Annotated in this window: 17 protein-coding genes and 1 pseudogene; 8 read left to right on the top strand and 10 right to left on the bottom strand. The window is 58.3% G+C overall.

Annotated features, from left to right (window positions below):
* Position 1 precedes the first annotated feature (1 nt).
* Together CD175_RS07395 and CD175_RS07390 are read right to left on the bottom strand one after the other, a co-directional pair.
* Positions 2-961 carry an AAA family ATPase gene (locus CD175_RS07395; protein WP_102700673.1) on the bottom strand — a complete coding sequence of 320 codons (960 nt, stop codon included), beginning with the start codon at positions 959-961 and terminating at the stop codon, positions 2-4.
* A 269-nt stretch (positions 962-1230) separates the two neighbouring features.
* The gene (locus tag CD175_RS07390; RefSeq protein ID WP_104448339.1) at positions 1231-1584 is read right to left on the bottom strand and encodes a hypothetical protein; all 354 of its coding nucleotides are present in this window, start codon (positions 1582-1584) and stop codon (positions 1231-1233) included.
* A 341-nt stretch (positions 1585-1925) separates the two neighbouring features.
* On the opposite strand from CD175_RS07390, the gene CD175_RS07385 reads away from it, so the two are divergent.
* Together CD175_RS07385 and CD175_RS07380 are read left to right on the top strand one after the other, a co-directional pair.
* Positions 1926-3764 carry a S8 family serine peptidase gene (locus CD175_RS07385; protein WP_104448338.1) on the top strand — a complete coding sequence of 613 codons (1839 nt, stop codon included), beginning with the start codon at positions 1926-1928 and terminating at the stop codon, positions 3762-3764.
* A gap of 595 nt (positions 3765-4359) precedes the next feature.
* Positions 4360-9255, top strand: a complete 4896-nt coding sequence (locus CD175_RS07380) for an NAD-glutamate dehydrogenase (RefSeq protein WP_104448337.1) — start codon at positions 4360-4362, stop codon at positions 9253-9255.
* Between the two features lie 293 nt (positions 9256-9548).
* Here CD175_RS07380 and CD175_RS07375 read toward each other — a convergent pair whose 3' ends face one another.
* The 5 genes from CD175_RS07375 to pdxR all read right to left on the bottom strand — a co-directional run bounded on the left by CD175_RS07375 (position 9549) and on the right by pdxR (position 13509).
* Positions 9549-9938, bottom strand: coding sequence for a hypothetical protein (locus tag CD175_RS07375; protein ID WP_104448336.1), 390 nt, complete (start codon positions 9936-9938; stop codon positions 9549-9551).
* A gap of 217 nt (positions 9939-10155) precedes the next feature.
* Positions 10156-10866 carry an ATPase gene (locus tag CD175_RS07370; protein WP_104448335.1) on the bottom strand — a complete coding sequence of 237 codons (711 nt, stop codon included), beginning with the start codon at positions 10864-10866 and terminating at the stop codon, positions 10156-10158.
* A 228-nt stretch (positions 10867-11094) separates the two neighbouring features.
* Positions 11095-11505: a cupin domain-containing protein gene (locus CD175_RS07365; RefSeq protein ID WP_104448334.1), complete on the bottom strand. Its 411-nt coding sequence runs from the start codon at positions 11503-11505 to the stop codon at positions 11095-11097.
* Positions 11506-11658: 153 nt separating this feature from the next.
* The gene (locus CD175_RS07360) at positions 11659-11952 is read right to left on the bottom strand and encodes an antibiotic biosynthesis monooxygenase family protein (protein ID WP_104448333.1); all 294 of its coding nucleotides are present in this window, start codon (positions 11950-11952) and stop codon (positions 11659-11661) included.
* A 123-nt stretch (positions 11953-12075) separates the two neighbouring features.
* A complete protein-coding gene (pdxR, locus tag CD175_RS07355; protein WP_104448332.1) occupies positions 12076-13509 on the bottom strand; it encodes a MocR-like pyridoxine biosynthesis transcription factor PdxR in 1434 nt (477 codons plus the stop codon).
* Between the two features lie 205 nt (positions 13510-13714).
* Here pdxR and CD175_RS07350 point away from each other — a divergent pair, with 205 nt between their 5' ends.
* The 4 genes from CD175_RS07350 (at position 13715) to CD175_RS07335 (ending at position 16684) form a co-directional block, all read left to right on the top strand.
* Positions 13715-14155, top strand: a complete 441-nt coding sequence (locus CD175_RS07350; RefSeq protein ID WP_104448838.1) for a carboxymuconolactone decarboxylase family protein — start codon at positions 13715-13717, stop codon at positions 14153-14155.
* Between the two features lie 73 nt (positions 14156-14228).
* Positions 14229-15209: a LysR substrate-binding domain-containing protein gene (locus CD175_RS07345; protein ID WP_104448331.1), complete on the top strand. Its 981-nt coding sequence runs from the start codon at positions 14229-14231 to the stop codon at positions 15207-15209.
* Between the two features lie 270 nt (positions 15210-15479).
* Positions 15480-16001 (top strand): GNAT family N-acetyltransferase, encoded by a 522-nt coding sequence (locus CD175_RS07340; protein WP_104448330.1) that lies wholly within the window; start codon positions 15480-15482, stop codon positions 15999-16001.
* Positions 16002-16189: 188 nt separating this feature from the next.
* Positions 16190-16684 (top strand): hypothetical protein, encoded by a 495-nt coding sequence (locus CD175_RS07335; protein ID WP_104448329.1) that lies wholly within the window; start codon positions 16190-16192, stop codon positions 16682-16684.
* Positions 16685-16741: 57 nt separating this feature from the next.
* On the opposite strand, the gene CD175_RS07330 is transcribed toward CD175_RS07335, so the two are convergent.
* On the bottom strand, positions 16742-16963 hold the full coding sequence (locus tag CD175_RS07330; RefSeq protein ID WP_104448328.1) for a CcoQ/FixQ family Cbb3-type cytochrome c oxidase assembly chaperone: 222 nt from the start codon (positions 16961-16963) through the stop codon (positions 16742-16744).
* Complete coding sequence (ccoN, locus tag CD175_RS07325) at positions 16963-18390, bottom strand: cytochrome-c oxidase, cbb3-type subunit I (RefSeq protein ID WP_104448327.1); 1428 nt, start codon at positions 18388-18390, stop codon at positions 16963-16965. Before ccoN ends, CD175_RS07330 begins: the two co-directional genes overlap by 1 nt.
* A 331-nt stretch (positions 18391-18721) precedes the next feature.
* On the opposite strand from ccoN, the gene CD175_RS07310 reads away from it, so the two are divergent.
* Together CD175_RS07310 and CD175_RS07305 are read left to right on the top strand one after the other, a co-directional pair.
* The gene (locus CD175_RS07310) at positions 18722-20395 is read left to right on the top strand and encodes a nitrite reductase NirA (protein WP_104448326.1); all 1674 of its coding nucleotides are present in this window, start codon (positions 18722-18724) and stop codon (positions 20393-20395) included.
* Positions 20392-20868, top strand: a pseudogene (locus tag CD175_RS07305) (DUF934 domain-containing protein); the annotation flags it as partial. The gene CD175_RS07310 and the pseudogene CD175_RS07305, both read left to right, overlap by 4 nt.
* A 344-nt stretch (positions 20869-21212) precedes the next feature.
* On the opposite strand, the gene CD175_RS07300 reads toward CD175_RS07305, so the two are convergent.
* Positions 21213-21713: a peptidase associated/transthyretin-like domain-containing protein gene (locus CD175_RS07300; RefSeq protein ID WP_104448325.1), complete on the bottom strand. Its 501-nt coding sequence runs from the start codon at positions 21711-21713 to the stop codon at positions 21213-21215.
* Between the last annotated feature and the right edge of the window lie 278 nt (positions 21714-21991).

Here is a 21991-nt window from a genome sequence, read left to right as displayed (position 1 = left end):
GTCAAGCGACGGCTACGACGTCGAGAATCCGCTGGACCACCCGGTCCTGATCGATGCCAGCGGCTTCGGCTTCAAAAGAAAGAATGATGCGATGGCGCAACACGTCAAACAGCACGGCCTGGATGTCTTCCGGGCTGACGAAGTCGCGGCCGGCCAGCCAGGCGTGGGCGCGGGCGCAGCGGTCCAGGGCAATCGAACCGCGAGGGCTGGCGCCATAGGCGATCCACTCGGCCATCTCCGGGTCGAACTTGGCCGGGATGCGGGTGGCCATGACCAGCTGCACCAGGTATTCCTCCACGGCGTCGGCCATGTACAAGCCGAGGATTTCCTTGCGCGCGACAAAAATCGTCTGTTGAGTCACCCGACGCTCAGGCTTCGCTTCGCCGTTCAGTGCTTCTCCACGGGCTTGCTGCAGAATCCGACGCTCAACCGTGGCATCGGGAAAACCGATTTTCACGTGCATCAGGAACCGGTCAAGTTGGGCTTCCGGCAGCGGATAGGTACCTTCTTGCTCGATGGGGTTTTGCGTGGCCATCACCAGGAACAGCGGCGACAGCTCATAGGTGCTGCGCCCGACACTGACTTGCCGCTCGCCCATGGCCTCGAGCAAGGCCGACTGAACCTTGGCCGGGGCGCGGTTGATTTCGTCCGCCAGTACCAGGTTGTGGAAGATCGGACCTTGCTGGAACACGAAGCTGCCGGTTTCCGGGCGGTAGATTTCCGTACCGGTAATGTCGGCCGGCAACAGGTCGGGGGTGAACTGGATCCGGTGGAACTGGGCCTCGATGCCTTCGGCGAGTTCTTTGATGGCCTTGGTCTTGGCCAGGCCAGGGGCGCCTTCGACCAGCATGTGGCCGTCGGCGAGCAGGGCAATGAGCAAGCGCTCGATGAGTTTTTCCTGGCCGAGAATCTGCGTTGAAAGAAAGGTTCGCAGCGCGAGCAGCGCTTCACGATGTTCCATCGATGACTGTTCCTGCAAAAGGGTGGCCGAGGACGTTCGACATACGCCAGGGCTGGGGGCGTTACTTTAATCCATCGCGGGGGGCGGCGACTAACGGCATTTTGCGCAAAGTGCGGGAAATGGTTGGGGCGATTGCTGGATTTTCGTAGCTGGGGAGTGATTGGGTGGCTGTGCCGGCCCTATCGCGAGCAGGCTCGCTCCTACATTGACGGTGTACGACGATCAATTGTAGGAGCGAGCCTGCTCGCGATGAGGGCAGATCAAACACCTTAAATCTGGCTGATATAGGTGCCAGTACCCTTGAGAATGTTCTGCAAGGTTTCTTCCACTTCAGCCAGATCCGTCATGTCGGCATCAAAGGTGATCTCCAGCACATCATCCCCATTGAGCGCATCGGCATCTGCCGCCGCAATTTCAATCTTCAGCAGGGAAGGGCTCAGGGTGACTTTCACGCCCTCCAGGGTCGAAGGCTCGCCGTCGAGGGTGATTTCCAGTTCGTCTTCATCCGGGTAACGGCTCATCAGGAACATTTCGCCGTTGTCGCTATGGCAGCAGAGCATGGCCATATTGTCTTCTTCGTCATCGCACGGGTTGACGATCAAAAGGGCGGTTTTCATTTTCATGGGGATTTCCTGGCTCGACGAGCGCTGCGAAGTCAGACAAAGGCACAATTCTGCCAGCCTTTAAAAAAACCTGCTCGGCTACAGGTCCTTTTGCGTAGCGATAGCAACAACAACGACACTTCTCTGGGCAATTGTCTTCAGTGTAAGTACCAAGGATTAGAAAAGTGTGACCAGTCGTCGGCACTGTAAATTTTGACAGTAGCCACTCTTCGGTTTGCAGCATTCACTGTAGGCCGAGCAATCGATGAATAGCAGTCGAGTTTGTTCTGTATTGCATGGGCCAGTGTTGGTGTTGCTGGAAAGTGCTTTATTGATTTTTGCAACAGTTGCGAGGTGTAGACATGAAGTCGATGAATAAATGGCTGGGTGCTATGTTGTTCTGTGTTGCTTCGTTGCCTTTGCTGGTGAGTGCGGCCACTCCTGATTATTCGAGTGTGATGATATTGGTTAAACGCGGTGTTTTATCTTCGGAAAGTCACAGGCAACAAGGCTCCAGTGATGAATCGTTAAAGGCACTCAAGCTTCTTGTGCCTGATATACGGCCGCTGGTTCCGGCTTCCCGAGAGAGAACCAATGCCCAGTTACAGGCACTGCAGAGGCATCGATTGGATCGTTACTTCATGGTTGATACCCACAAACTGACTGAAAATCAGGCTGAGTCATTGCTTGATAAATTAAGACAGAGTCCTTTGGTCGAAAGCGCCGAATTTGAGCCCCGTGTAGAAGGGATGCATGAAGATAATGGTAAGCCTATTAAAAAGCTCGCACGCAAAAGTATTCCTGATTTCACGGGTCAACAAAACTATCTGCAAGGCAAAGCTACAGTAACCCCTTATAAGATTGGTGGCGTGAACGCGGTTGAAGCCTGGAAAGTTTTGGGTGGCAGAGGTCAGGACATGCAAGTGGTCTCCGCAGAAGTAAATCGTTGGGCGGAGGAGCATGTTGATTTACCAAAAGCCAATTTGGAAATTGATGTCGGGGCCGTAACAGGCGCTCATGACACGGCCAGTGCAGGCATTATTGCATCACAGCAAAATGGTTTTGGCACTACCGGGATTGTTCCCCGTGCCAAGTTGGGTTATTTGCACTGGGGTACGGATAGATTGCTCCAGTTGGCGGATAAGCTACGTGAGGGTGATGTAGTGCAGATAGGTGTTCATATCAGAAAAAAGGAGCCTTTTAGTGAGGTTGGCTGCACGGTTAACTGTTTTGTGCCGATCGAAGATAATAGAACAGTGCGCGATATTATTACTTATCTTGTTGAAGAAAAAGGCGTGCATGTGGTGTTGGCTGCGGCGAATGGCAATATAAATTTGGATCATCCATTTTTCAATGGTTACTATGATCGTAATGCTTTCGATAGCGGTGCAATTTATGCGGGGGCTGTTGACCCAAAAACTGGCCTTAGAGCGAGCTTTTCCGAATATGGAAGTCGCGTCGATTTGTTTAGTTGGGGTCGCAATGTCACAACGACGACATGGAGTGTGAGCAATCCAACCACGAACTATACGCATACGTTTAGCGGCACCTCTTCAGCGAACCCAATCATTGCCGGTGTTGTTGCCTCGTTACAAGGAGTAGCTCGCGCCAAGGGACTAGGCAATATTCCACCGAAAGAACTCCGTAAACTCCTCGTCGAAACAGGCTACCCGCAGATCAACGGCGATAGTACAGAAATAGGCGTTCAACCCGATCTGGAGGTCGCAATCAAGAAAATGTTGGAGGACAAACCGCCTACAGGACGGCTTGCCGTGCCAGAGGAAGTCGCATCGGGCGAGATATTCAGCGCACATGTCTATGCGGGGTCTCCAGCAAACAAGCCCCTGAATTATCTTTGGACCGCCACCAGATTCGCGCCTCCGATAGGTAGTACGGAAACGATGTCCTTCACAGCGCCGACAGTCACTGCGGATACTAGAGGTACCCTTTCTGTAGCCGTTTCTGATGGCACGCATACCCTTACGCTAACTGAGCATATCAATATCAAAGCACCTGCCGGGGGAGGTGAGTGCGGCGAGATCCCGGCCTGGGATGCCGGCAAAAAATATGTAACTTATGACGAAGAGGTGGCGCACAAAGGGAAAAAATACAAACAAAACTACAAGAGCGTCAATAAGCCACCGGATCTCTATTCAGCTCCGTTTGGACAGCCTTGGCACCCAGGGGTTGATTGCCCATAACAAGGTACTTGCAGGGCATGTGTTGTGGTCTCTGCCGAAATCTTGAACTTCCAGTGAGCACTGAAGGACCCGTGCTCACTGGCACCTTTGACCCGCTCATCTTCGTTGATCACCGCACCTGACGCCGCCAAGCCTCACCCCCCCCCCCAAAAAAAAACTGTGCTCGTCCGAGCGGTCAAGCTCATGTAGCGAACACCCAGTGTGTTACCGGTCATTTCTGGTACGAAGGTCCCGTAAATCCGGGCGCAAAGCCGTCATTTTCCTGTACGACTGCTAGTGTTGTTCGATGCGCGTGCCTTGAGCAGCGTGCCGATGACCGAATATGTCGCAGCACCGCAAGCACGGGCCTTGCCGCACTGGTTAAGCTGCGCAACCAATGGATACCTGTAAAGACATTGGAGCAACCCGTGGCCAGTCGTTTTTGCAGATGCCCATTCACGGAAGGTGAATGTGACCCGAGTGTCTCGTCCAGCTTCACCCACCTGTCACCCTGTTTCCTCTGCCCGAGAATCAGGAGCAGGGTGACGGGTAACCCCGAACAGGGGTTTTGCACGCGACGCTTTCATCAATAACAAGCCCAAGCGGAGTACCACAGATGGCGTTCTTCACCGCAGCCAGCAAAGCCGACTTCCAGCACCAACTGCAAGCGGCACTGGCGCAGCACATCAGTGAACAGGCACTGCCACAAGTGGCGCTGTTCGCTGAACAATTCTTCGGCATCATTTCCCTTGACGAGCTGACCCAGCGTCGGTTGTCCGACCTTACTGGCTGCACCCTTTCTGCATGGCGCCTGCTTGAGCGCTTCGATCACGCGCAACCGCAAGTGCGCGTCTTCAACCCCGATTACGAACGCCACGGCTGGCAGTCGACCCACACGGCGGTCGAAGTGCTGCACCACGACCTGCCATTCCTGGTGGACTCGGTGCGTACCGAGCTGAACCGCCGGGGCTACAGCATCCATACCCTGCAAACCACCGTGCTGAGCGTGCGTCGTGGCAGCAAGGGCGAGTTGCTGGAAATCCTGCCCAAGGGCACCCAGGGCGACGACATTCAGCAAGAATCGCTGATGTACCTGGAAATCGACCGCTGCGCCAACACCGCCGAGCTCAACGTCCTGAGCAAAGAGCTGGAGCAGGTGCTCGGTGAAGTCCGCGTGGCCGTCGGCGATTTCGAGCCGATGAAGGCCAAGGTCCAGGAGATCCTGACCAAGCTGGACAACAGCCAGTTCGCCGTCGATGGCGACGAGAAGAACGAAATCAAGAGCTTCCTGGAATGGCTGGTGGGCAACCACTTCACCTTCCTGGGCTATGAAGAGTTCACCGTGGTCGATCAGGCAGATGGCGGCCATATCGAATATGACCCGAACTCCTTCCTCGGCCTGACCAAGCTGCTGCGCACCGGTCTGACCAACGAAGACCGGCACATCGAAGACTACGCCGTGAACTACCTGCGCGAACCGACCCTGCTGTCGTTCGCCAAGGCCGCGCACCCAAGCCGCGTACACCGTCCGGCTTACCCGGACTACGTGTCGATCCGCGAAATCGACGCCAACGGCAAGGTCATCAAGGAATGCCGTTTCATGGGCCTGTACACCTCGTCGGTGTATGGCGAGAGCGTGCGGGTGATCCCGTACATCCGCCGCAAGGTCGAGGAAATCGAACACCGCTCCGGCTTCCAGGCCAAGGCTCACCTGGGCAAGGAACTGGCGCAGGTGCTCGAAGTGCTGCCGCGCGACGATCTGTTCCAGACCCCGGTGGACGAGCTGTTCAGCACCGTGATGTCGATCGTGCAGATCCAGGAACGCAACAAGATTCGCGTGTTCCTGCGCAAAGACCCGTACGGCCGTTTCTGCTACTGCCTGGCCTACGTGCCGCGCGACATCTACTCCACCGAAGTGCGCCAGAAGATCCAGCAAGTGCTGATGGATCGCCTGAAAGCCACCGACTGCGAGTTCTGGACCTTCTTCTCCGAGTCCGTGCTGGCCCGCGTGCAGTTGATCCTGCGCGTCGACCCGAAAAACCGTCTCGACATCGACCCGCTGCTGCTGGAAAAAGAAGTGGTACAGGCCTGCCGCAGCTGGCAGGACGACTACGCCGCACTGACCGTCGAGAGCTTCGGTGAAGCCCAGGGCACCAACGTCCTGGCCGATTTCCCGAAAGGCTTCCCGGCCGGGTACCGCGAGCGTTTCGCCGCGCATTCCGCTGTGGTCGACATGCAGCATCTGTTGAGCCTGAGCGACAAAAACCCGCTGGTGATGAGCTTCTATCAGCCGCTGGGCCAGGTCGCCGGTCAGCGCCAGCTGCATTGCAAGCTGTACCACGCCGATACGCCGTTGGCACTGTCCGACGTCCTGCCGATCCTGGAAAACCTCGGTCTGCGCGTGCTGGGTGAGTTCCCGTATCACCTGCGTCACAGCAATGGCCGCGAATTCTGGATTCACGACTTCGCGTTCACTGCCGCCGAAGGCCTGGAACTCGACATCCAGCAGCTCAACGACACGTTGCAGGACGCGTTCGTCCACATCGTGCGTGGCGATGCCGAGAACGACGCGTTCAACCGTCTGGTACTGACCGCCGGCCTGCCATGGCGTGACGTGGCACTGCTGCGTGCCTACGCCCGTTACCTGAAGCAGATCCGCTTGGGCTTCGACCTGGGTTACATCGCCAGCACCCTGAACAACCACACCGACATCGCTCGCGAACTGACCCGGTTGTTCAAGACCCGTTTCTACCTGGCGCGCAAGCTGACCAGCGATGACCTGGACGACAAGCAACAGCGTCTGGAACACGCGATTCTCAGCGCCCTGGACGACGTCCAGGTGCTGAACGAAGACCGCATCCTGCGTCGCTACCTGGACCTGATCAAGGCCACCCTGCGCACCAACTTCTACCAGACCGATGCCAACGGCCATAACAAGTCGTACTTCAGCTTCAAGTTCAACCCGCACTTGATTCCCGAGCTGCCCAAGCCGGTACCGAAGTTCGAAATCTTCGTGTACTCGCCGCGCGTCGAAGGCGTGCACCTGCGCTTCGGCAACGTTGCCCGTGGCGGCCTGCGCTGGTCTGACCGTGAAGAAGACTTCCGTACCGAAGTCCTGGGCCTGGTAAAAGCCCAGCAAGTGAAGAACTCGGTGATCGTGCCGGTGGGCGCGAAGGGCGGCTTCCTGCCGCGTCGCCTGCCACTGGGCGGCAGCCGTGACGAGATCGCGGCCGAGGGCATCGCCTGCTACCGCATCTTCATTTCGGGTCTGCTGGACATCACCGACAACCTCAAGGACGGCGCACTGGTACCGCCGGCCAACGTCGTGCGTCATGACGACGATGACCCGTACCTGGTCGTGGCGGCGGACAAAGGCACCGCGACCTTCTCCGACATCGCCAACGGCATTGCCATCGACTACGGCTTCTGGCTGGGTGACGCGTTTGCGTCCGGTGGTTCGGCCGGTTACGACCACAAGAAAATGGGCATCACCGCCAAGGGCGCGTGGGTCGGCGTACAGCGCCACTTCCGCGAGCGCGGCATCAATGTCCAGGAAGACAGCATCACCGTGGTCGGTGTCGGCGACATGGCCGGTGACGTGTTCGGCAACGGCTTGTTGATGTCTGACAAGCTGCAACTGGTCGCAGCCTTCAACCACCTGCACATCTTCATTGATCCGAACCCTGAGCCGGCGTCGAGCTTCGCCGAGCGTCAGCGCCTGTTCGACCTGCCGCGATCGGCCTGGTCGGACTACGACACCAGCATCATGTCCGAAGGCGGCGGCATCTTCTCGCGCAGCGCGAAGAGCATCGCGATTTCCCCGCAGATGAAAGAGCGCTTCGACATCGAGGCTGACAAGCTGACCCCGACCGAACTGCTGAACGCCTTGCTCAAGGCGCCGGTGGATCTGCTGTGGAACGGCGGTATCGGTACCTACGTCAAGGCCAGCAGCGAAAGCCACGCCGATGTCGGCGACAAGGCCAACGATGCACTGCGCGTGAACGGCAACGAACTGCGCTGCAAAGTCGTGGGCGAGGGCGGTAACCTGGGCATGACCCAGCTGGGTCGTGTGGAGTTCGGCCTCAATGGCGGCGGTTCCAACACCGACTTCATCGACAACGCCGGTGGCGTGGACTGCTCCGACCACGAAGTGAACATCAAGATCCTGCTGAACGAAGTGGTTCAGGCCGGCGACATGACCGACAAGCAACGTAACCAGTTGCTGGCGAGCATGACCGACGAAGTCGGTGGTCTGGTGCTGGGCAACAACTACAAGCAGACCCAGGCCCTGTCCCTGGCAGCCCGTCGCGCCTTGCCGCGGATTGCCGAATACAAGCGCCTGATGAACGACCTGGAAGGCCGTGGCAAGCTGGATCGTGCCATCGAGTTCCTGCCGTCGGAAGAAGCGATCAACGAGCGTGTCGCGCAAGGCCATGGCCTGACCCGTGCCGAGCTGTCGGTGCTGATCTCCTACAGCAAGATCGACCTCAAGGAGCAGCTGCTGGGCTCCCTGGTGCCGGACGACGACTACTTGACCCGCGACATGGAAACCGCTTTCCCGCCAACCCTGGTGAGCAAGTTCTCCGTGGCCATGCGCCGTCACCGCCTGAAGCGCGAAATCGTCAGCACCCAGATCGCCAACGATCTGGTCAACCACATGGGCATCACCTTCGTTCAACGACTCAAAGAGTCGACCGGCATGAGCCCGGCGAACGTGGCCGGCGCCTACGTGATCGTGCGTGACATTTTCCATCTCCCGCACTGGTTCCGTCAGATCGAAAACCTGGATTACCAGGTTTCGGCCGACGTTCAACTGGAGCTGATGGACGAGCTGATGCGCCTGGGCCGTCGCGCCACGCGCTGGTTCCTGCGTGCCCGTCGCAACGAGCAGAACGCTGCCCGTGACGTCGCGCACTTTGGTCCGCACTTGAAAGAGTTGGGCCTGAAGCTCGACGAGCTGCTCAGCGGTGAGATCCGTGAAACCTGGCAGCGCCGTTATCAGGCCTACGTCGAAGCCGGTGTGCCGGAGTTGCTGGCGCGTATGGTGGCGGGTACCTCGCACCTGTACACCCTGCTGCCGATCATCGAGGCTTCCGACGTGACTGGCCAGGATCCGGCTGAGGTAGCCAAGGCTTACTTCGCCGTGGGTAGCGCGCTGGACATCACCTGGTACATGCAACAGATCAGCGCTCTGCCGGTTGAAAACAACTGGCAGGCCCTGGCCCGTGAAGCGTTCCGCGATGACGTCGACTGGCAGCAACGCGCGATCACCATCTCGGTCCTGCAACAGGGCGACGGCACCCAGGACGTGGAAACACGGCTTTCCCTGTGGATGGCGCAGCACGAAAGCATGATCGAACGCTGGCGCGCCATGCTGGTGGAAATCCGTGCCGCCAGCGGCACTGACTACGCCATGTACGCGGTGGCCAACCGCGAACTGCTGGACCTGGCGTTGAGCGGTCAAGCGGTAGTGCCTGCCGCCGTCGCCGCCGAGCTGGAACCGGCGGCCTGATCAGGCGTTGAATGAAAAAGCCCCGCATCGAAAGATGCGGGGCTTTTTTTATCTCGCGCTGCCAGTATTGCCTTTTGGATGTGGCTCACTAAGGTGAGTGTTATCTATTGTTCAGGCGTAATCTGCCGGACTTTTCGGCGTTGCGACCTCTCTTTCAAGGATCGTCAGCTGAAATGCAGAGATATCTCCGCTCTTGTCAGTAAATATTGCTTTATTGATCGGCTTACCCCAGATGCTCTTTTTGATAATTTCTGCGTTCCGTGCCTTAAGATAAATGGTCGCCTCGTTTGAAGCTAAATCATCCAATGTAATGATGTTGTGGTTGTCGTCCAACAAATTGAATGATGTTGTTTCCCCCCCGCTGCAGGGAAAGCCCCGAGGATACCTTGACTGTCTTTGCTGAAGTATTTTAGGGAGTACGGCTCGTTGAGAATTTGCAGGTTGTAGTAATCGTCATAGCACCGGAAATGTACAATAAGTTTAGGCGTGCGCCGGTCGTTTGCCACCGGGAATAGTTTGCCATCAAGGACAAACTCGTTTGTTGTGATGATGTTTGGTGGATACGGAGAGGAAAATCCGGAAGAGTTAAACAGGTTGGAGTCCAACTGTTGGTCAAAAAAGCTCATGTTGCTGAAATCGCTAGAGAGGCGAGCAACGAAGGACCGTTCTTGGTCTTTGTTCATAAATATTCCTTTATTTCGAATTAAGTTGAAGTGGCTTTTGTGCCAATTCAAAGTAATGGTATCCAAACTGTGAGTGAAGTGCTCGATGATTTCTTGATGTGACTAAACAGCTCCTTGATCCAGGTTCTGACGTTTGTGGGCGGCACAGGTGACCGAATTCTTCCAGGCGAGTTCGATCACCAGTGGTAGGGAACTTGCTCGCGACAAGTTTTCAGTGTTAATAAAATTTTTTCTCTGTTTTAGAGTCGAGTTTTGATATTTCCTTTGAGGAGGTTGTCAATAAGTCGCTGAGCGACTGGTCAAACTTCTGCAGTGCCCTGACTTGCACATTCTGTTGTTCATTGATGTCGGCAACGATCTCTTCGCTACGTTTGTAGTCAGCCCACACGGGACTAAGTGCTTTGGCGTCATGCCCTTGTGCAGTACCGAGATAGTTAAAGTTCTTGTCGTAAAAGTCCGCACTGACATCTGACTGGATATCTGAACTGCGCGATGTAATCAGTTGGCTGCGGGTGTCGACCACCGCCATCACGTCCGGCTTCGCCGCCCTGAGGCTCTGCATGTCCGGATACACGGTCACTGAACCGAATTGCCGCTGCAGGGAGGTCTTGACCCAATCCACGGCCAGGTCTGGCTTGGAAGTGGCTACATAGGCGTCATGAATTGGCTGCACCAGCAGGCTCTGGCCGAAACCGGTGCCGGCGTTGGCCTGGTAGTCCCGCAGATAGGCGCGGTTCGTCTGGGTATTCTGGCTGTAGACGATGCCCAACGAGACCTGGCTACCGTTGTTAATCAGGGTGGCACCGCTGCGGCCTACCGGTTCGGTGAAAATGCCATTGAGCGGAGAGACCGCCGTGGGCGCAGTTGGGATCGAGCAGCCGGTTAAAACAATCGTTAGGGTAAACGTACTGACAAGTGCAAGTTTCATGGTGTTTCTCCAGTGAAACAATTCAGTCGAAAGTTAAAGTTGCCGGTGCTGTGCCGGCGGTGAATAAAGACTAAACCCTGGCTGTTTCATTGAAATAGCGAATGTCCGCACTTATTCGGTGGCCTATAGTTTTGTTTGGCTTAACAGTTTGCGGTTAATTGCCTCGGGAAATAAAAAGGTTCGAATTCGAAATTCGAGCCTTTTTATTTATAGCTGTACGTTCAGCCATCAGTTTTCCAATGGGATCAACACTTTCTCGTCGGGGGCCAAGACCATGAACACCAACAGCTTCGCCGGTTCGGTTGTACTGGCGTTTTTCGAGACCAGGTGTTCTGAACCTGCGGGTTCGTACCAGTACTCACCGGCCTTGTAGGTGACCGCTTTTTCGCCTTTCACCTGAGAAGTGATTGACCCCGAAAGCACATAGGCCATGGCCGTACCGTCGTGCTTGTGGGCGATGGACGATTGGCCTGGCTGGTAGTCAACCTCGATCATCAAAGCCTTTTTGCCCGGGGCATTTTTCAGCATCTGGTCCTGCAAAACGGTGACTTTTTCCGAAGGGTCATGGGCAAAGGCCGATGCGGACACCATCAGGGCCAGGGCGGCGAGGGAGGCAGCACGCAAACGCAACATGTTCATGGTTCTTTACCTGCGGTGGTTAGTTGTTGCAAACCACAGTAGTGCGCAAGCGGTAGCGGTTAAACAGCCAATATTGCGGAAGGCGAGGGGACCAAAGCAAAGATCGCAGCCCGTGTAGGAGTTACCGCAGGCTGCGATCTCTTGATCCTGTTTTCAGACGATAGGAAAGCTGTTGAAGTCCACGGCATTGGCCAGTTGGCTGTCGATCAGGCCGATGAAACCTTGGACTTCGGGGCAGTTGAAATGCGATTTCATGGCCGCTTCCGATTGCCAGCGGGCGCTGACGGTCCAGCGATTGCTGTCCTCTGGGCAGCGGTCGACCATATAGGATTCGCAGCCCGGTAGTTCACGCAGGGTTTCGACAATCCTTTGCAGTTGCTTACCCAGTTCATCCGAGCGGCCGGCGACGGCACGTACCTGTACGGTATTGATCACTTCATGGGACATTGCTCACACTCCTGAATCAGGCCGGACGAATCCTGCTCATTGAGGGTTAACGCCTATGCAGGATAGGCCTGACCCTGCGGACCGCCAATAGCCAATCGCCGGATAAAGCCGCAGGCCAATCCGTCAGGCCACCTGTTGCAAAATGTCGCGCACACGGTCCAGGGCGGTGTCGATGTCCAGGGTCTCAATGGCGCCAAAACCGAGAAAAAACCCGGCCTTGGGCGCTTGCTGATAGAAAAAGCTGTCGATGGCATAGAGCCCGACTTCGACTTTTTTCGCCAGTTCGATCACCAATGGAATATCCAGGGGCACTTTGCACATCACCACCATGTGGAAGCCGGCGGTGGACGGCACCGCCTCCAGCCAGGGTGAGAGGTCGCCGGCCACGCGCGTCAGGATCCGTTCACGGCGCCCGGCATAGATGGCATGGCAGCGGCGAATGTGCTTGAGCAGGCAGCCTTCGGCGATGAACTTGGCCAACGCCCACTGCGGCAGGGTCGACGTGTGCAGGTCGGTGAGCTGTTTGGCGCGCACCACGGCCTCCAGGATCGCCGGCGGCAGGATCCCATAGCCAAGCCGCAATTCCGGCAGCAGGGTTTTGGAAAAGGTCCCGACGTAAGCGACGATCCCCCGTTCATCCATGCTTTGCAGGGAATCGGTAGGGCGGCCTTCGTAGCGGAACTCGCTGTCGTAGTCGTCCTCGATGATGATCGCGCCCAGCTCATGGGCCTTGGCCAGCAGTGCTTCCCGGCGCGCTTGGCTCATCGGTATGCCCAGCGGGAACTGGTGCGACGGGGTGACGTAGATCAAGCGCGTGCCGCGAGGAATCTGCTCCACCACGATGCCTTCGGCGTCCACCGGCACGCCGATCACCGTGGCGCCATGGGTGCCGAACAGCAGCCGCGCCGGCGGGTAGCCGGGGTCCTCCATGGCGACCAGGCTGCCCGGACTGATCAGCACCCGCGCGATCAGGTCCAACGCCTGCTGCGCGCCGTTGCACACCACCACATCCTCATCCTGGCAATTGACCCCGCGGGAGAACGCGATGTGCCGCGCAATGGCGTTGCGCAGAGCGGGCAAGCCCTCAGGCAAGCTATACAAGCCCTTGGAGCCGGCAATCTGGCGCAGCGCGTGGGAGGTGCAGCGTCGCCAGTCATCCTGGGGAAACTGGCCCTTGCTGGTGGCGCCACCAATGAAGTCGTAGCGCAGCGAGCCTTCCAGGGTCGGATGACGCAGGAATACCGGCAGGTTGCGCCAGGACTCGATCACCTCAAAGCCGCCAAGCTCCGTGTAGTTCTGTTTACGCTGTACCTTCGACGAGCGCGCATTGACGTAAGTGCCTTTGCCGACCACGCCGGTGAGGAAGTTTTCGTAGGTCAACTGGGCGTAGGTATCGGAAATGGTCTTGCGCGAAATACCCAATTGTTCGGCCAGCAAACGACTGGGCGGTAGTTGCGTCCCGGCGGCCAGGCGTCCGGACTCGATGGCGCTGCGCAGTTGGTTATACAACTGGCCGGCCAGGTCCTTGCGGCCGTTGATGACAACATGTAGTTCCATGCCGGCGAGACTCCGGGGCTGTTGAGGCGCGTGTGCGTCGCGCAAGATTACCCTTATCCGCTCGGTCGGCAGAAGTTGCGCAGTGGAAAAACCGTCAATTGGTCTGCGGGCCTTGGTCCACGGGGAAATCGCGAAATTGGATCTGTCATGCTCCCGCGCCAGCGATTACCGTGAAAATCAACTCAAGGCCGCACGAGAACGCTCCATGAAGCCCCGCCTGGATTATTACAGCGCGTCCCCCAAAGCGATGAAGGCCATGATCGCCATGGAGGCCCTGACCAGCAGCCTGAGCATCGAGCAGGGCCTGCTGCACCTGGTCAAGATTCGCGCCTCGCAACTTAACGGCTGTGCCTTCTGCACCGACATGCACTCGGTGGATGCAAGGCGCCTCGGCGAAAGCGACCGCCGCCTGTATTCCATCGTGGTCTGGCGCGACAGCAACTTTTTCAATCCGCGGGAAAGAGCCGCGCTGGCCTGGACCGAAGCCGTCACCTTGCTCTCGCAAAGCCACGTCCCGGACGATGTCTACGCGCTGACCAGGGAGCAGTTCAGTGAAACCGAAATGGTCGACCTGACCATCGCCGTCACCACCATCAACAGCTGGAATAGCCTGGCCGTGAGCTTTCGCCAGACACCCAGCGCCTGAGTCATTGTCACAGCAGGTTCATCAATGATCCGCAGGATGGCGCTGTCAGTGTCATGTCGACAGGGAGTCCTCGATGTCAGTCATGGAAACCAGCGCCCACCGGGGTGCTGCCGAGTATCGTGTAGCCATCGATAAAAATGCGTCCTGGCGCCAGTTGGCCGCGGGTATCGACCCTGAACTGGCGCTGAGCTTCACCGTCAGTGCCCGTTGCGGTTGTTTCATGCAGGCCGCGCGCAGCCTGAACATCAAGGCCACCCGCCTGCGCAGGCAACTGGCGCTGCTGGAAACACAGTTGCGCTGCTCGCTGTTCAACCCGTCAGACAATGGTTTGAGCCTCAGCCGCGATGGCTTGCGCCTGCACGCACAGTTGATCGCCCTGGCCCATGAGCGCGATTTGCCGGTGATCGAGCAGCCGTTGATTCGCCTGGCCGTGGCCGATTCGATCCTGCATGACATTCTCGGGCGTGACCTGGTGGCGCTGCTGCGGCGCAATGCCAGCGTGCGCCTGGACATCAAGACGCTCGACAGCGAATTGTCCCTGCAAGCGGTCAGCGCCGACGTGGTGGTGTGGCTGGGCGAAACCGGATCGCCGTTGCCGGGCCCGAGCTTTGCCACCACCGAACCCCGGTCTCTGGCACAACTGGAGTACCTGCCACACATTGCCAAGCGTTACTCACGGGTGGCTTCCAGGCCGGAATGCCTGGAGGAACTGGCCGATTTCCTCCTGGTGCAATGGCAGCAGGACTGCCAGGTTGAAAGCTTCCGGCCATGGAATGCACTGGTGGACCAGCGCCTGGCCGGAGCGGTGCAGTTGCAATCCTACGAACTGATGCTGGAGATGATCCGTTGCAGCGCCTGCGTCGGCCTGCTGGCGCACTACATGAGCCACTTCGACCGCGGCCTGGTTGCCTTGCCGGGCCTGTTCGAGCGGCCGATGCGGCGTCAGGTGTGGATGGCGGTCAACGCCGAGTCACAGGGTGAAGCACAGGTGCGGACGGTGGTCGAGTTGATTGAAAACACCTTCAGCGAGCGTCGGGAGTGGTTCGAAAGCTGAGTGCGATCAAAATGTGGGAGCAACTGCCTTCACCATGCCACTCGTCACCGCCATCGCGGGCAAGCCCGCTCCCACAGGGTTCGTGGCTATCCGCAAAATCCCCGAGCAACCAACAAAACTGTGGGAGCGGGCTTGCCCGCGATGAGGCCGGCACCGAATGGCGGTGACGAGTAGCAGGGGGAAGACAGTTGCTCCCACATCGGTTCTCGCCACACTGGACGGTAGCGTTATAGAGTGAACGGCCATGTCTGCTTCAAGGATGATTCACCCATGCCGACCACCGAACCCGTTATCACGTTCGAGCGCTTCAACGAGTCCCATATCGAAGGCATTACGGCGCTGTACAACGATCCCGCCATCGCCCGGCAGACCCTGCAAATGCCGTTTCAGTCCACCGAGCTCTGGCGCAGTCGCCTGGCGCCGGATAACGAACGCCTGGTGAAGGTAGTGGCCCTGCATCAAGGCACGGTCATCGGCAACATTGGCCTGGAGCAGTTCTCGCGCATTCGTCGCAGCCATGCCGGCAGTTTCGGCATGGGCGTTGCGGTCGAGTGGCAGGGCAAGGGCGTGGGTTCGAAGTTGCTCGCGACGGCGCTGGATATCGCCGACAACTGGATGAACCTGCAACGCGTCGAGCTTTCGGTGTTTGCCGATAACGAAGCGGCCATTGCCCTGTACCGCAAGTTCGGCTTCGAAACCGAGGGTCTGTTTCGTGATTACGCCGTTCGCGATGGCGTACTGGTGGACACCTTGAGCATGGCGCGCCTGCGTCGCCCGCCCAGGGCCAACTGAGTCATTCGCCAGGGCGAACGCCACTGCAGCTGGCGCATGCTGTGCTCCGTTTGTCAGGTGAAGTGCGCACCTGCAGTGCCCGCGTTTGCGCAACGGTGCAAACTGTCGTCAGGTTTTAGTCGTACGCAGCGTGCGGGCATCTGCCATGCTTCAGGTCCGCAACACCGGTCTATTCAGGGAACACCGCTATGGACGATGTACAGCAACTGGGCGAAATGCTTCGCCACTACGCCGAAAGCGAAGCGCACAAAAAACAAGTGTTCGAGTCGCAATCGGCCGAGTGGGCGAAGCGCATTGGTGCGCTGTTCGATGAGATCCAGCAGTGGCTCGAACCGGTCAAGGCACCTGACCTGCTCGAAGTGAACCGCGAAGTGTATGTCGCGTCGGGGCCCAGTGTTCCGGTGGAGACCTCTCCCTTCAAGACTGAAAAGCTGAGCATCCTGATCGCGGGCAAACCGGTGGAATTCGTGCCGGAGGTGATGGGTGTCGGCGGGCAGATTTCCGTGGCGGTGATGGGCTTTACGGCAGCCCGTTATGGCAGCGTGTCACTGGTGTGCCTGCCGCCATCCACCGGCTGGCAGTGGCGCAAGACCAATGGCTTGAAAGACCCGGACACGTTTGAGTTCGATGCAAACTTCCTGGCGCAACAACTGCAAAGCCTGATTCCCCGGGAACGTGCCTGAAGTCTCGACCTACAACCCTGTGGGAGCGAGCGTGCTCCCACAGTCATCGCAGCTGCATCAGATATCGAGGGTTCCCCAATCCGCCTTCGCCTCTTGCGGCGGGAGTGTCTTGACGGTTTTTCCGGTCGCCAACTCCACCCGCCGCGCCACTTCCGGGTCATCCGCAAACGGGATCAGGCTCGCATCGTCCAGGCTCTCGGCGGTCTGGTGGCGCAGACAATACTCGATGGCGAACCACAAAAATGCCACCCCCGCCATGTTCAACATGACTTCAATCATCAGGCCAACTGCGCCTCGCGTTCGGCCATCGCCACGTCCGCTACCCGCACCGTGCGCCACACGTTGTAGGCCATCAGCAGCATGCCGCTGAGGAAGAACACCCCGCCGGCAAAGCGCACGACGAATCCCGGATGGCTGGCCTGCAAGGCTTCGACGAAGGAGTAGGTCAGCGTGCCGTCATCGTTGATCGCGCGCCACATCAGGCCCTGGGTGATGCCGTTGACCCACATCGAGGCGATGTACAGCACGGTGCCGATGGTCGCCAGCCAAAAATGCAGGTTGATCAGCGGCGTGCTGTGCATCCGATCGCGTCCGAATACCTTCGGCACCATGTGATAGGTCGCGCCGAAGGTGATCATCGCCACCCAGCCGAGCGCGCCGGCGTGCACGTGGCCGATGGTCCAGTCGGTGTAGTGGGAGAGGGCGTTGACCGTCTTGATGGCCATCATCGGCCCTTCGAAGGTCGACATGCCGTAGAACGCCAGGGATAGCACGAGAAAGCGCAGGATCGGGTCGGTGCGCAGCTTATGCCAGGCGCCCGAGAGCGTCATCATGCCGTTGATCATCCCGCCCCAGCTCGGCGCCAGCAGGATCAGCGACATGGCCATGCCCAGCGACTGCGCCCAGTCCGGCAGCGCGGTGTAGTGCAAGTGGTGAGGACCGGCCCAGATGTACAGGGTAATCAGCGCCCAGAAGTGCACGATCGACAAGCGATAGGAATACACCGGGCGGCCGACCTGTTTGGGCACGAAGTAGTACATCATCCCCAGGAAACCGGTGGTCAGGAAAAAGCCCACGGCGTTGTGTCCGTACCACCACTGGACCATGGCGTCGGTGGCCCCGGAATACACCGGGTAGGACTTGAACCAGTCCACTGGAATCGACAAGTGATTGACCACGTGCAGCATGGCGATGACCACAATGAACGCACCAAAGAACCAGTTGCCGACGTAGATGTGCCTGGTCTTGCGTTGTACTACGGTAGTGAAGAACACCACGGCATATGCAACCCAGACCACGGTCATCCACACTGCGCCGGTGAATTCGATTTCGGCGTATTCCTTGGTGGTGGTGTAGCCCAGCGGCAGGGTGATCAGCATCACCACGATCACCGATTGCCAGCCCCAGAAGGTGAACGCGGCGAGCTTGTCGGAAAACAGCCGCACCTGGCAGGTGCGCTGTACCGCGTAGTAACTGGCGGCAAATTGCGCGCTGCCGGCAAAACCGAAAATCACCAGGCTGGTGTGCAAAGGGCGCAAGCGGCCGAAGGTGGTCCAGGGCAGGTCCAGGTTCATCTGCGGCCACACCAGTTGCGAGGCGATCCACACGCCCATGGCCATCCCCACGACGCCCCAGAAGACGGTCGCCACCACGAACTGGCGCACGACCTTGTAGTTATAGGCCTGACTGATAGTTGTTGTGCTCATGCTCAATGCTTCCACGGTTGCAATGCCGTGCACTGTAGAAACCCCGATGGAAACAAAACAGGCTCAGGAATATTTCATTTAGGCGGATCAGATTTGAGTGCCGCCTGCGGCCATCTGCCGTGCTCTGATACGGTTTTTATGCGCTCAGGTGAATCTGTAATGCGCTGAGCCGCACGTCCATAGTCAACCTCACACAACAACCGCAAACCCACCGACCCGTAGGAGCTGCCGAAGGCTGCGATCTTTTGATTCTGTTCTTTAAGATCAAAAGATCGCAGCCTTCGGCAGCTCCTACACAGGGGAATGCGGTGAATCCTGATGAGGTTGCCACATGTATCAGTACGATGATTACGACCGGGCACTGGTGTTCGAACGGGTTGCGCAGTTTCGCGATCAGGTCGAGCGCTTCATGGCCGGTGAACTGAGCGAAGAAGAGTTCCTGCCATTGCGCCTGCAGAACGGCCTGTACCTGCAAAAGCACGCCTACATGCTGCGGGTGGCGATTCCCTACGGCACACTGAGCGTCCGGCAGATGCGTACGTTGGCGAGCATCGCCCGGGATTACGATCGCGGCTACGGCCATTTCACCACCCGGCAGAACATGCAGTTCAACTGGATCGAACTGGCCCAGGTGCCGGACATCCTCGAACGCCTGGCCGAGGTGGAAATGCATGCGATCCAGACCTCCGGCAACTGCGTGCGCAACATCACCACCGAAGCCTTTGCCGGGGTGGCGGCCGACGAAATGATCGACCCGCGACCGTTGGCGGAAATTCTGCGGCAGTGGTCGACCATCAACCCGGAATTCCTGTTCCTGCCGCGCAAGTTCAAGATCGCTATCTGCTCGGCCGAGCAGGACCGCGCGGCGATCATGATGCATGACATCGGCCTGTATCTTTACCCAGGCTCCGACGGGCACATGCTCCTGCGAGTCATGGTCGGCGGCGGCCTGGGGCGCACGCCGATCCTCGGCTTGCAGATCCGCGAAGGCTTGCCGTGGCAGCACCTGCTGTCTTACGTAGAGGCGGTGCTGCGGGTGTATAACCGCCATGGTCGGCGGGACAACAAGTACAAGGCGCGAATCAAGATTCTGGTCAAGGCCCTGGGCATCGAGGCCTTCGCCCGGGAAGTGGAAGAAGAGTGGCAGTACCTCAAGGACGGCCCGGCGCAACTGACCCTTGACGAGTTCGAGCGTGTGGCCAGCGCGTTCGTCGCACCGCCTTATCGCGATCTGTCCGACACCCATCTCGATTTCGGCACGCACCTGGCCGAAAACCCGGCGTTCGCTCGTTGGGTGCAGCGTAACGTGCAGCCGCACAAAGTATCGGGTTATACCAGCGTGGTGTTGTCGACCAAGCCCGGCGCCGCTGCGCCACCGGGCGATGTCACTGCCGAACAGATGGAGGCGGTGGCCGAGTGGTCCGAACGCTTGGGCTTCGGTGAAATCCGCATTGCCCATGAGCAGAATATCGTCCTTCCGGACGTGTCCAAGGCCGATCTGTTCACTCTGTGGCGCCTGGCCTGCGGACACAATCTGGGCAGCGCCAACGCCGGATTGCTCACCGACATCATCGCCTGCCCCGGAGGCGACTTCTGCGCGCTGGCCAACGCCAAGTCGATCCCCATCGCCAAGGCCATTGCCGCACGCTTCGAAGACCTCGACTACCTGCACGACCTGGGCGACATCAGCCTCAATATCTCCGGCTGCATGAATGCCTGCGGTCATCACCACATCGGCAACATCGGCATTCTGGGGGTCGATAAGAACGGCGCCGAGTGGTACCAGATCACCCTGGGTGGCGCCCAGGGCAAGAACAGTGCGCTAGGCAAGGTCATTGGCCCGTCCTTCAGCGCCGCGCAAGTGCCCGGGGTGATCGAATGCATTGTCGACACCTTCGTGCGTTATCGCGAGAGCGAAGAACTGTTCGTCGACGCCTTCCAGCGGATCGGGCTGGAGCCGTTCAAGGAGGCGGTCTACGGGAAAGTGCCGCAGGTGTCGGCATGAACAATCTGTTGCGGCTGGAAGCGGGCGTGGCGCGGATTGTTGCGGATGATCCTTGGGAGCTCGTGCGCGACCCGCAAGCACCGCTGCCCGTGGGGGCCGCGATTCTGCCGCTGAGCCGTTGGCTGGAAAACCCGTCGCAAAACGGCGTGTGGCTGGGGCCGGACGATGAAGTGGAAAGCCTCCAGCCATGGTTTGCCCAACTGCCCTTGATCGCCCTGGATTTTCCGAGCTTTCGCGATGGCCGCGGGTACAGCCAGGCGTATCTGCTGCGCACGCGATTGGGCTGGGGCGGCGAGTTGCGCGCCATCGGCGATGTCTTGCGCGATCAACTCAGCCACATGCGCCAATGCGGTTTCGACAGCTTTGCCGTGCGTGAAGACAAATCCGCGGAAGATGCATTGAAGGGATTGGCGGGGATGAGCGTGTTGTACGGGCGTTCAGTGATTGAACCGCGGCCGTTGTTCAGACGCCGTGTAGGCGCGAGCTTGCTCGCGATGGACGTCAACGAAAACGCAAATATTCTGGATAAACGCGTCGCCTGTAACGCCATCGCGAGCAAGCTCGCTCCTACAAACGCGGTTTCGACTGATTTGCCGTGCGTGAAGACAAATCCGCTGAATATGCGTTGGTGATTGAGCCAATACCGCCCCTGTAGGAGCGAGCCTGCTCGCGATGGACGTCAACGAAAACGCGAACATTCTGGATAAACGCGTCGTCTTTAACACCATCGCGAGCAGGCTCGCTCCTACAAATGAGGTTTCGACAGCTTTGCCGTGCAAAAGGGCGCATCCCGAACGGCGGAATGCGCCGGGTGATGTCAGTTGATGCGAACCAGCGAAGCGCGCTCGCCTGGCGAAAGCTGGTCGATTTCCAGCAGTGTGAGATTTTTTGCTGCTTCGCCGGCCAACGGACTGCCGAGGTTACCCGCGGCGTCCTCGGGAAGTTTGTACATTGCGCCGGTCAGTGGATCGACTACCAGCATGCCAATCAACCCGCCAAGCAGAATGTTGCCCCAGTACCAACCGCTCATGCTGGTATCCAGAGTGGTACTGGTATCGGCATAACCCTCTTTCTTGAAGGTGATGGTGTAGGCCTCACCCTTGAAGTAACCACGACCGGAAGGCAGTGTCACGGTGTTGGGCGTGGAGCCGTTATGTACGACGACACCGGCTTTGTTGGTGATGGTGAAGTTGGCGCCGCTAGGCGTGCTCGATACGTTCACCGGATATTTGCTGTCACCGACGATGCTTGCACAGCCCGAAGTCAGGAGTGCTGTGGTCAGGGCTGTAACGGTGAACAGCTTGCGGAGAGCTTCCATGGTTGATCCTTGCGACCGGTCATTGCCGTCATTGGCCGAGGCTTGCTTCATGTCGCCTCGAAATGTAATGGGGGAGGTTTTTCAAGCGCCGCGAACCTTATCACTAGTGGCGTAGTGATATCACTAAAAATTCAGGGGATTCGCATTGTTTGCTGACCGATACAGGGCAAACGGGGAAGGGATATGCCAGGGATGGGCGTTGCTCGCACGGCCGTCTTCGCGGGCGCGCCCGCTCCCCCAGGGTTAGTGTCGTACACGGATTCTGTCGACGACGCTAA

This window comes from Pseudomonas laurylsulfatiphila, assembly GCF_002934665.1.
GTDB classification, from domain to species: domain Bacteria; phylum Pseudomonadota; class Gammaproteobacteria; order Pseudomonadales; family Pseudomonadaceae; genus Aquipseudomonas; species Aquipseudomonas laurylsulfatiphila.
The sequence above is the reverse complement of the archived record's forward strand: the minus strand, read 5'-3'. Positions and strand labels throughout refer to the sequence as shown.